General features: G+C 48.3%; 8 protein-coding genes. 4 read left to right on the top strand and 4 right to left on the bottom strand.

Annotation, left to right across the window (positions count from 1 at the left end; genetic code table 11):
• Positions 1–235: 235 nt before the first annotated feature.
• The 4 genes from AC2CG4_RS09635 to AC2CG4_RS09620 are packed head-to-tail and all read right to left on the bottom strand — an operon-like array spanning position 236 to position 3,764.
• A complete protein-coding gene (locus AC2CG4_RS09635) occupies positions 236–988 on the bottom strand; it encodes a YciK family oxidoreductase (RefSeq protein WP_484486050.1) in 753 nt (250 codons plus the stop codon).
• A gap of 43 nt (positions 989–1,031) precedes the next feature.
• Complete coding sequence (locus tag AC2CG4_RS09630; RefSeq protein WP_484486049.1) at positions 1,032–1,700, bottom strand: HAD-IA family hydrolase; 669 nt, start codon at positions 1,698–1,700, stop codon at positions 1,032–1,034.
• Complete coding sequence (gene ubiG / locus AC2CG4_RS09625) at positions 1,700–2,404, bottom strand: bifunctional 2-polyprenyl-6-hydroxyphenol methylase/3-demethylubiquinol 3-O-methyltransferase UbiG (protein ID WP_484486048.1); 705 nt, start codon at positions 2,402–2,404, stop codon at positions 1,700–1,702. Before ubiG ends, AC2CG4_RS09630 begins: the two co-directional genes overlap by 1 nt.
• Positions 2,405–2,426: 22 nt before the next feature.
• The gene (locus AC2CG4_RS09620; RefSeq protein ID WP_484486047.1) at positions 2,427–3,764 is read right to left on the bottom strand and encodes a TRZ/ATZ family hydrolase; all 1,338 of its coding nucleotides are present in this window, start codon (positions 3,762–3,764) and stop codon (positions 2,427–2,429) included.
• A gap of 380 nt (positions 3,765–4,144) precedes the next feature.
• Between AC2CG4_RS09620 and gyrA the strand changes: the two genes are divergently transcribed.
• From gyrA to cysD, 4 genes are all read left to right on the top strand, one after another.
• Positions 4,145–6,814, top strand: a complete 2,670-nt coding sequence (gene gyrA, locus AC2CG4_RS09615) for a DNA gyrase subunit A (RefSeq protein ID WP_484486046.1) — start codon at positions 4,145–4,147, stop codon at positions 6,812–6,814.
• A gap of 42 nt (positions 6,815–6,856) precedes the next feature.
• On the top strand, positions 6,857–7,966 hold the full coding sequence (pheA, locus tag AC2CG4_RS09610) for a prephenate dehydratase (protein ID WP_484486045.1): 1,110 nt from the start codon (positions 6,857–6,859) through the stop codon (positions 7,964–7,966).
• A gap of 6 nt (positions 7,967–7,972) precedes the next feature.
• Positions 7,973–8,887, top strand: a complete 915-nt coding sequence (locus AC2CG4_RS09605; RefSeq protein ID WP_484486044.1) for a prephenate dehydrogenase/arogenate dehydrogenase family protein — start codon at positions 7,973–7,975, stop codon at positions 8,885–8,887.
• 139 nt (positions 8,888–9,026) lie between these two features.
• The gene (cysD, locus tag AC2CG4_RS09600) at positions 9,027–9,935 is read left to right on the top strand and encodes a sulfate adenylyltransferase subunit CysD (RefSeq protein WP_062060403.1); all 909 of its coding nucleotides are present in this window, start codon (positions 9,027–9,029) and stop codon (positions 9,933–9,935) included.
• Positions 9,936–9,960 lie beyond the last annotated feature (25 nt).

Raw genomic sequence — 9,960 nt, 5'->3', positions numbered from 1 at the left:
TCACGGATAAATTCAAAGTTGATGTACTTATCGATTTTGCGCAGCAGATGGTCAGCTGGAACGAGATCTTCAAGGATCACCATTTCCAGTGTGTGTTGGCGCGGAGCGGGTTCTTTGAGCATGGCAGTCATCGCAAAATAATGTGCTGCCATTAAATAAAAACCCCCAGCGTTTGGCTAGGGGTTTGTCAGCGGTCTGAGGAGATCAATCGATCTCCTTTTTTATTGATGTCAATTTACTGCTGGTAATGAAACGATTGTCCGCTAATGCCGGCAGAGTCATCGCTTAACAGGTAGACATAAGCAGGCATCAATTCTGCTGGCGTTTTTACGGTTTCTGGGTCTTCCGCAGGATAAGCTGATGCACGCATCGCCGTGCGAGTTGCACCTGGATTAATGCTATTTGCGCGGATGCGGGTTGCACCTTCCAATTCATCATGCAGTGTCTGCATAAAATTTTCTTGCGCTGCCTTGGATGCCGCATAAGCACCCCAAAAGGCGCGGCCTTTGAATGCAACACTGGAGCTGGTGAATAGGATACTTCCATGTTCGGCGCGCTCCAGTAGTGGCAGCAAAGCCTGAGTCATCATAAATGGTGAATTTACATTCACTTGCATGCAGCGCAGCCAAGCGCTAACCGAATAATTGCTGAGCGGAGTGCGTTCACCCAAGTCAGCGGCATTAAATAGAATGCCATCCAAACGCCCGAATGTATCTTCCAGCGCATTGCACATATCGTCGTAATCTTTTTCTACTGCGCTTTCAAAATTGATGGGAAAAATTGCAGGTTGCGGGTGGCCCGCTGCTTCAATCTCATCGTAAACCTGTTCCAGTTTTGCCATGGTGCGGCCACAGAGGATTACCGTAGCACCGCAGGCGGCAAACGTAGTTGCGGCAGTTTTACCTATGCCTGCGCCTGCGCCGGTGACAAGAATAATTTTTCCGCTCAGTGCTTCGGGTTTAATAGTGTAATCGGAAGGTATTTGCATAAGCCTATCTTCAATAAGGTGGCGATTTAAAAATCGCAGGGTTTTACAGGTGTCGTTCGATAATGGGCCAAATTTCATCGGCGTGGTTTACGCAGTAGTCGGCATTCCAATTTGCTGGGTCATCACCGGCATCAACATAACCATAAGCGGCGGCAATCGTGATACTGCCGGCACCTTTACCGCAATCGATATCGCGCTTGTGATCGCCGATGTAAATAATTTCCTCGGGCAAGCACCCCAATTGTGTTCCCGCCAAAAATAAAGATTCTGGATCGGGTTTGCTGCGCGCAACATGGTCTGGGCAAATTACACTGAGTGGCGCAGGTTGAATATTCAATGCGGCCATTAAAGGTAATGTGTAGGTAGCCGGTTTATTAGTGGCAATTCCCCAGGCGATATTGTGATCGGCTAATTTGCCCAGCAGTTTATCAATTCCAGGAAAAAGTACGGTGTGAACTGCGATGTGCGCTAAATACAATTCCAATAAGCGTTGGCGAAGTGACTCAAATTGTTCGTGGCTTTCATCGAGCGAAAATGCGAGTTTGATTAATGCTTTTGAGCCGTTAGAGACGCCAGCGCGGATGATTTCTGCTGCGAGTGCAGGGCGCGCTTGTTCACTCAGTAGTTGATTTACTACTACGACAAAATCGGGCGCGGTATCCAGTAGGGTGCCATCCAAGTCAAACATAACGGCGCGAATAGGTTTAGCCATTAATTGCCGACCTTTTTTGCATGTAAAAGATAATTAACGCTCACATCATTGGGGTTGAGCTTGTAATGTTTGGTAAGCGGGTTGTAAGTCATGCCGGTAATGGTTTGCAGTTCCAGACCTGCCGCGCGCAACCACTGCGCTAATTCCGATGGGCGAATAAATTTACTGTAATCGTGTGTGCCTTTGGGCAGCAATTTCAAAATATATTCAGCGCCGAGAATCGCAAAGGCATAGGCCTTTGGGCTGCGATTAATAGTAGAAAAATATACATCGCCGCCGTCTTTCACCAACGCTGCGCAAGCGCGCACCACTGATGAAGGATCGGGTACGTGTTCCAACATTTCCATGCAAGTAACTACATCAAAGGCACCGGGCAGTTGTGCGGCTTTATCTTCTGCGGTGATTTGTTCGTAGGACAATTCAACGCCGCTCTCCAGTGCGTGCAGGCGTGCAACCGCTAAAGGCGCTTCGCCCATATCGATCCCTGTCACTATTGCGCCGCGCTGCGCGAGTGATTCGGCCAGAATGCCGCCACCGCAACCGACATCGATAATTTTTTTCTGTGCTACCGGTGAGCGCTCGTCAATAAAATTAGCGCGCAATGGGTTGATGTCGTGCAGCGGTTTAAATTCGCTATTTTTATCCCACCAACGGCTGGCGAGGGCTTCAAATTTTGCAATTTCGGCAGTGTCGACATTGGCCATAATATGTTTCCGCTTTATAAATTTAGTGAGTGGCGATTTGTTTCCGCCACCAATTGGCTTTACCTAAAATTTCGCGCTCATCCAGGGTTTGCAATTGGCGATTAACGAGCAGCGCTTTGCCTTGCACCCATACATGGCTTACCCCTTGACCGGAATGGGTGTACACCAGTTGTGATGCAGGATTGTATAAAGGTTGTGTTCCGAGCCCGCTTAAATCAATAGCGGTCATGTCGGCAAATTTACCCACTTCAAGGCTGCCGATTTTTTCTTCCATGCCCAAGGCTTTGGCGCCATTGAGTGTTGCCATACGCAGTGCAGCGTGGGCATCAAGTGCGGCGGCATCACCGGCGACCGCTTTGGCAAGCAATGCGGCGGTTTTTAATTCGCTGAATAAATCCAAATCATTATTGCTGGCGGCACCGTCAGTGCCGAGTGCAACATTGATTCCCGCTTTGATTAATTTATCAGCGGGGCAGAATCCGCTCGCTAATTTCAAATTGGATTCCGGGCAGTGCACAACATGCGCGCCGGTTTGTTGCAACAGCGCGATATCGGTCTCGTTAATTTGTGTCATATGGACACATTGGGTCAGGGGCGAAAGTAAACCTAACTCCATCAAGCGCTGGGTTGGGCGCTTGCCATATTGCTTAAGTGATTCTTCCACCTCAAGCTCTGTTTCGTGCAGATGGATTTGCACCGACATATCCATTTCTTGCGCGAGTACGGCAATTTTTTGCAGTGGTGTGTCCGACACTGTATAGGGCGCATGAGGACCAAAGGCAATATTGATTAAATCGGTAGCACGCAAGCTGTCATGCAGCGCGAGCCCCTTGGCGAAGTAATCGTCTGCACCCATGCCCCATGAAGTTGCGAAATCGAAAATCGGAAAACTAATCTGGCTGCGCATTTTTGCTTCCAGGCAAACCTGTGCGGCCTGTTCAGGATAAAAATACATATCCGCAAAGCAGGTGGTGCCGGTTTTGATCATCTCCGCCATCGCCAGCTGGGTGCCGTCGCGAACAAATTCTTCGCCGACCCAGCGGTTTTCGGTGGGCCAGATGTGATCGTTAAGCCAGGTGTGTAGCGGTTGATCGTCGGCATAGCCGCGCAGCAAACTCATCGCCGCATGCCCGTGTGCGTTAACCAACCCGGGAATCAATGCATGGCTGCCGAGGTTGATAATCTCTGTGGCAATAAAGCGGCGCTCAGCCTCATTGCTGGGGATTATCGCTAAAATTCGCCCTTTATCGATTGCTAGTGCGCAATTTTCCAATACCCGATTTTCTGGGATCACGGGAATTATCCAGCGGGCTTTTACAATCAGGTCGATTAAGGGTTGCTCGGGCGTGGGCGTCAACATAGGTGTAAGGGCTAGCTTGGGTCGCAAAAAAGAGGCGCCCAGTATACTGCAAAGACTCTGCAGGGCTAGGGCAGATTTGCAGCTGCACCTATGGGGTTTAGTGCCTTCCTTTTATGGGTTAAATCGTTGGTGTTTTCAGTGTGATGGCGTTGCGCCAACTGCCTATACCGTAGAATTTATGCTAACATCGCGCCCCTGAATTAAGCGTTAGATGCATTTTTAGCCAGTTTTTTGTTTGGCAAGTAGTAGGGTAGCGGTTTTTGTCTCTTTTTGATTGGTGCGCATAATAGGCGCTACCTGTCTAATTGGTGCAGTCGCAGCTCATAACTAAAGCCTTAATTAAGCCCGTAGCTTTAATAAGAAAGGAAAGCTGTATTCCCATGGTCGAATTCGCCAAAGAAATATCACCAGTCAGTATCGAAGACGAACTCAAACAATCCTACCTTGATTACGCTATGAGTGTAATCGTAGGTCGTGCTTTGCCAGATGTGCGCGATGGTTTGAAGCCTGTGCATCGTCGCGTGCTGTTTGCGATGAGCGAACTGAATAACGATTGGAATAAGCCCTATAAAAAATCTGCCCGTGTGGTGGGTGACGTAATCGGTAAATATCACCCGCATGGTGATACCGCTGTATACGACACCATCGTTCGTATGGCGCAGCCTTTCTCATTGCGTTATATGCTGGTTGATGGCCAGGGTAACTTTGGTTCGGTCGATGGTGACCGCGCAGCGGCCATGCGTTATACCGAAATCCGTATGGCAAAAATTGCCCATGATTTGTTGGCAGATCTGGATAAAGAAACCGTTGATTTTGTGCCTAACTACGACGGCACCGAACAAATTCCGGCAGTCATGCCGACCCGAATTCCCAACCTGTTGGTGAATGGTTCTTCAGGTATCGCCGTAGGTATGGCGACCAATATCCCGCCGCACAACTTAAAAGAAGTCGTGCAGGGTTGTCTTGAACTCATCAATAACCCCGATATCACCATCGAAGAATTGATGGAGTTTATTCCCGGGCCGGACTTCCCTACTGGCGCCATCATCAATGGTCGTGCTGGCATTGTGCAGGCTTATCGCACCGGTCGCGGCAGTATTATTGTGCGCGCTAAAGCTGATATTGAACGCGATGAAAAAACCGGCCGCGAAACGATCATCGTTCACGAAATTCCTTATCAGCTGAACAAAGCGCGTTTGATTGAGCGTATCGCTGAGCTGGTAAAAGAAAAGAAAATTGAAGGCATTAGCGAACTGCGCGATGAGTCTGATAAAGACGGTATGCGTATCGTTATTGAAGTCAAACGCAACGAGTCTGGCGAAGTACTGCTGAATAATCTGTTTTCGCAAACCCAGCTGCAAACCACTTTCGGCGTCAACATTGTTGCGTTGGATGACGGTCAGCCCAAAATTCTCAACCTTAAGCAATTGCTTGAGGCGTTTGTTAAACATCGTCGCGAAGTGGTTACACGTCGCACCGTGTATTTGCTGCGTAAAGCCCGTGAGCGTGGCCATATCCTTGAAGGTCTGGCGGTTGCCATTTCCAATATCGATGAAGTTATCGCACTGATCAAAAACTCTGCTTCTCCTGCTGAAGCAAAAGAAGGTTTGATGGTGCGCGGCTGGAATGCAGCAGAAATGGCGCCTTACCTTGAGCGTGCGGGTGAAGATGCCTGCCGCCCGGAAGATTTGGGTGCTGAATTTGGCATGCGCGATGGCCATTATTATTTGTCGGCTGCACAAGCGCAGGCGATTCTTGAATTGCGCTTGCACCGTTTGACCGGTATGGAGCATGACAAACTGCTCGCCGAATACGACGAAAAATTAATTCAAATTGCTGAGTTCCTTGAGATTCTGGGCAATGCTTTACGTTTGATGGAAGTTATCCGCGAAGAGTTGACGCAAGTCATCAACGACTACGGCGATAAACGTCGCACGGAAATTGTTGCTTCTAGTATGGATCTGACTAACGAAGATTTAATCAATGTTGAAGATCGCGTAGTGACTATTTCCCACGGTGGCTACGCGAAGAGCCAGCCGCTAGATGACTATCAAGCACAGCGTCGCGGCGGTATGGGCAAGTCTGCAACCGCAGTGAAAGATGAAGACTATGTTCAGCACTTATTGATCGCCAGCACTCACGATACGGTGTTGCTGTTTACTAATGCCGGTAAAGTGTATTGGTTGAAGGTGTACATGATTCCAGTTGCGGGTCGCCAATCCCGTGGTCGTCCGGTGATTAATTTGTTGCCATCCTTAGATGAAGGCGAGCGCATCACGTCGATTCTGCCGGTTAAATCTTACGATGATGACAAGTTTATTTTCATGACTACCGCTAACGGCACAGTGAAGAAAACGGCTTTAACCCAATTTTCGCGTCAGCGCAGTGTTGGTTTGCGTGCGATTGAATTGGACGAAGGCGATACCTTGGTAGGTACTGCAATCACCGATGGTTCTTGCGATGTGGTGTTGTTCTCCAGCTCCGGTAAAGCGGCACGTTTCCGTGAATCACAAGTGCGTGCAATGGGTCGTACTTCACGCGGCGTGCGCGGTATTCGTTTGGCCGAAGGTCAGCGTGTGGTTGGCATGGTTATCCCGATGGAAAACGGCCAAGTACTTACCGTAAGTGAAAATGGTTATGGTAAGCGCACTAAAGTAGGTGAATTCCCGGCAAAAGGCCGTGGCTCGCAAGGTGTGATCGGCATGCAAACTACCGAGCGTAATGGCCAATTGGTCGGTGCGGTACAAGTATTTGATGGCGAAGAAATCATGTTGATTTCCGACCAAGGCACTATGGTTCGTACCCGTGTTGATGAAGTCTCTGTATTGAGCCGTAATACTCAAGGTGTGCGCCTGATTAAATTGAAAGAAGGCGAGCGTATGCAGGGCTTGGAGCGCATCGAAGAAAACGTCGATGAAAATGCCAAGCGTGAATTGGCGCGCTCTGAAGCAACAGAAGGTGAAGAAGCGCTTGACGATGGTGTAGCTGCGGATGATGTGGCGGACGACATTATCGATGACGCCGCAGATGATGCGAGCGACCAGGAGTAATTAACCGATAGGTAGTCGACCTATTAGTAATCGAGTGAGTAGATGAGCACAGATCAAACTGAAGCAGAAAAATTACTTGCGCTGCGCAATAAAATCGATGCGATCGATGAAGAAATCGGTCGTTTGATTTCGGCGCGGGCAGAGTGCGCGCAAGAAGTGGCCGATGTAAAAAAAGCAAATCTGCCGGAAGATGCCAAGATTTTGTTTTATCGCCCTGAGCGCGAAGCGCAGGTTTTGCGTAAAGCCATGGAGCGCAATAAGGGCCCTCTTAGCAATGAAGAAGTTGCGCGCTTGTTTCGCGAGATTATGTCGGCATGTTTGGCGCTGGAGAATCCCATTAAGGTCGCCTATTTGGGGCCAGAGGGCACCTTTACTCAGCAGGCATCGTTAAAACATTTTGGTCACTCGGCCATTGTGCTCCCGTTTTCTGCGATCGATGAAGTATTTCGCGAAGTGGAAGCGGGCGCAGTTAATTACGGCGTAGTTCCAGTTGAGAATTCGACAGAAGGTGTAGTGAACCACACGCTCGATAATTTTATGGGTTCTAACCTGAAAATTTGTGGCGAAGTTGAATTGCGTATTCATCACAATTTGATGGTGTCTGATGTTACTAGCGTCAACAATATCACTCGTATTTACTCTCACTCGCAATCGCTTGCGCAGTGTCGCAAATGGCTGGATGCACACTATCCCAAAGCCGAGCGCATTGCAGTTAGCAGTAATGCTGAAGCGGCCAAGCGTTTAAAAGGTGAGTGGAATGCGGCTGCTATCGCTGGCTCCATGGCAGCAGAGCGATACGGTTTGAAAATGATTGCTGAAAAAATTGAAGATCAGCCAGATAACTCCACGCGGTTTTTAATTATTGGCAAACAAGCGGTTCCGCAAAGTGGTGTTGATAAAACCTCGATTGTTGTTGCTATGCGCAATGAACCTGGTGCGCTGCATAAGCTGCTGGAGCCGTTTCATCGTCACAATATTGATTTGACCCGTGTGGAAACTCGCCCTTCGCGCACTGGCGCATGGACTTACGTATTTTTTATCGATTTTGCCGGCCATGTTGACGAGCCATTAATTAGCGATGTGATGAAAGAAGTCGCTAGCCGTTGCGCCGATTTGAAATTGCTCGGTTCCTATCCCAAAGCGGTATTGTGATTATTTATGTCCCAACCCCTGATCAATAAATTTGTTGTTGTTGGTATAGGTTTGATTGGCGGGAGCCTGGCTACCGGCTTAAAGCAGCGCAGTGCCTGCAATGAAGTAATCGGTATTGCACGTAAAGCGGAAACCTGCGCGGAAGCGGTAAATCATGGTGTGGTTGATCGCGCTTATACCTCGCTACAAGAGATTGCCGGTGAGCTGGGGCAGGGTGACGTTATTTTTATTGCGGTACCCACCTTATCGGTCAATGCGGTTTTGGAAGAAATCAAACACTGCGTTGCCGATACTGTCACCATCACCGATGGCGCTAGTGTAAAGGGCAGCGTGCAGCGTGCAGCCGAAGCTGTTTTTGGTCAGGTGCCATCACAGTTTGTACTTGGGCACCCTATTGCGGGCTCAGAAAAAAGTGGTGTTACAGCAGCCAACCCTAATCTGTATGAGAATCATCGCGTTATTCTAACGCCTCTGGATAATACCGCAGCTTGGCATATCGATTTGGTTACCCGGATGTGGCAAACCGTTGGAGCTGAAGTATTGAGCATGTCGGTTGTTGAGCACGATGAAGTGTTGGGCGCAACCAGCCACTTGCCACATGTGATTGCCTATTCATTGGTAGATACACTCGCTGAAGATATAAAAAACCCCAATATCTTTCGTTATGCCGCTGGCGGTTTTCGCGACTTTACGCGGATTGCATCCAGTGATCCGGTAATGTGGCATGACATTATGCGCGCTAACAAAACTGCAATTTTGCAATCGATGGATTTGTTTATCGACAACTTGTCGCGCTTGCGTAGCAGTATTGAGCACGAAGATAGCGATTATTTACTCAATGTATTTAGTCGCGCAAAAGAGGCGCGAGATGAGTTTACGCTTTTGTTAGCCAAGCGCCATGCCGCACAAAAAGAAGATTAATTTGTAAGCGTCCAAACTTACAGGAATAAACTTAGAAACAATTAGTCATTAAACCTTGCGTTCAGGCTCTATATAATCGCGGCTGTTTTTACATCACTCGTGTTAATCGCCAACGCTGTACTTATCTGGTAACTATTTAATGTCAAATTACAACTTGACTCACCTCAAGCAGCTTGAAGCTGAAAGTATTCATATCATCCGCGAAGTTGCTGCTGAGTTTGATAAACCGGTCATGCTTTATTCTGTCGGCAAAGACTCTGCGGTAATGATGCATCTCACCATGAAAGCATTCTTTCCCGGTAAACCACCATTTCCCATGTTGCACGTAGACACTACGTGGAAGTTTCGTGAAATGATTGAGTTTCGCGACCAGCGAATCAAAGACTTGGGTTGGGATTTGATTGTGCATATCAACCAAGAAGGTGTTGATATGGGCGTAGGGCCATTTACCCATGGTAGCGCCAAACACACCGACATCATGAAAACCCAGGGCTTGAAACAAGCGCTGAATAAATATGGTTTTGATGCGGCTTTTGGTGGCGCTCGTCGTGATGAAGAAAAATCCCGTGCAAAAGAGCGCGTATATTCTTTCCGCGATAAAAACCATCGCTGGGACCCAAAAAATCAACGCCCCGAATTGTGGAATATTTACAATGGCCGTGTAGATAAGGGTGAAAGTATTCGTGTATTCCCTTTGTCTAACTGGACTGAATTGGATATTTGGCAGTACATCCATTTGGAAAATATCCCCATTGTTCCGCTGTACTTTGCTGCCAAGCGCCCAGTGGTTGAGCGCGACGGCACCCTCATCATGGTTGATGATGACCGTATGCCGATTGGCCCAGAGGATAAAGTTGAAGAAAAAATGGTGCGTTTCCGCACACTCGGTTGTTATCCATTAACCGGTGCGGTTGAGTCTGAAGCGACTACCTTGCCAGAAATTATTCAGGAAATGCTGTTGACGACCACATCGGAGCGTCAGGGCAGGGTAATTGATCACGACAGCTCCGGTTCGATGGAGAAGAAAAAGCAAGAAGGCTATTTCTAATCGTTCTAACACCCTTTTGTAAAAT

It is taken from the genome of Cellvibrio sp. ATLC23, assembly GCF_057196725.1.
The sequence above is the reverse complement of the archived record's forward strand: the minus strand, read 5'-3'. Positions and strand labels throughout refer to the sequence as shown.

Excerpts from the sequence above, each read along its gene's own strand:
- pheA (WP_484486045.1), top strand. The coding sequence starts at position 6,857 with ATGAGCACAGATCAAACTGAAGCAGAAAAATTACTTGCGCTGCGCAAT.
- ubiG (WP_484486048.1), bottom strand. The coding sequence starts at position 2,404 with ATGGCCAATGTCGACACTGCCGAAATTGCAAAATTTGAAGCCCTCGCC.
- AC2CG4_RS09635 (WP_484486050.1), bottom strand. The coding sequence starts at position 988 with ATGCAAATACCTTCCGATTACACTATTAAACCCGAAGCACTGAGCGGA.
- AC2CG4_RS09605 (WP_484486044.1), top strand. The coding sequence starts at position 7,973 with ATGTCCCAACCCCTGATCAATAAATTTGTTGTTGTTGGTATAGGTTTG.
- gyrA (WP_484486046.1), top strand. The coding sequence starts at position 4,145 with ATGGTCGAATTCGCCAAAGAAATATCACCAGTCAGTATCGAAGACGAA.
- AC2CG4_RS09620 (WP_484486047.1), bottom strand. The coding sequence starts at position 3,764 with ATGTTGACGCCCACGCCCGAGCAACCCTTAATCGACCTGATTGTAAAA.
- AC2CG4_RS09630 (WP_484486049.1), bottom strand. The coding sequence starts at position 1,700 with ATGGCTAAACCTATTCGCGCCGTTATGTTTGACTTGGATGGCACCCTA.
- cysD (WP_062060403.1), top strand. The coding sequence starts at position 9,027 with ATGTCAAATTACAACTTGACTCACCTCAAGCAGCTTGAAGCTGAAAGT.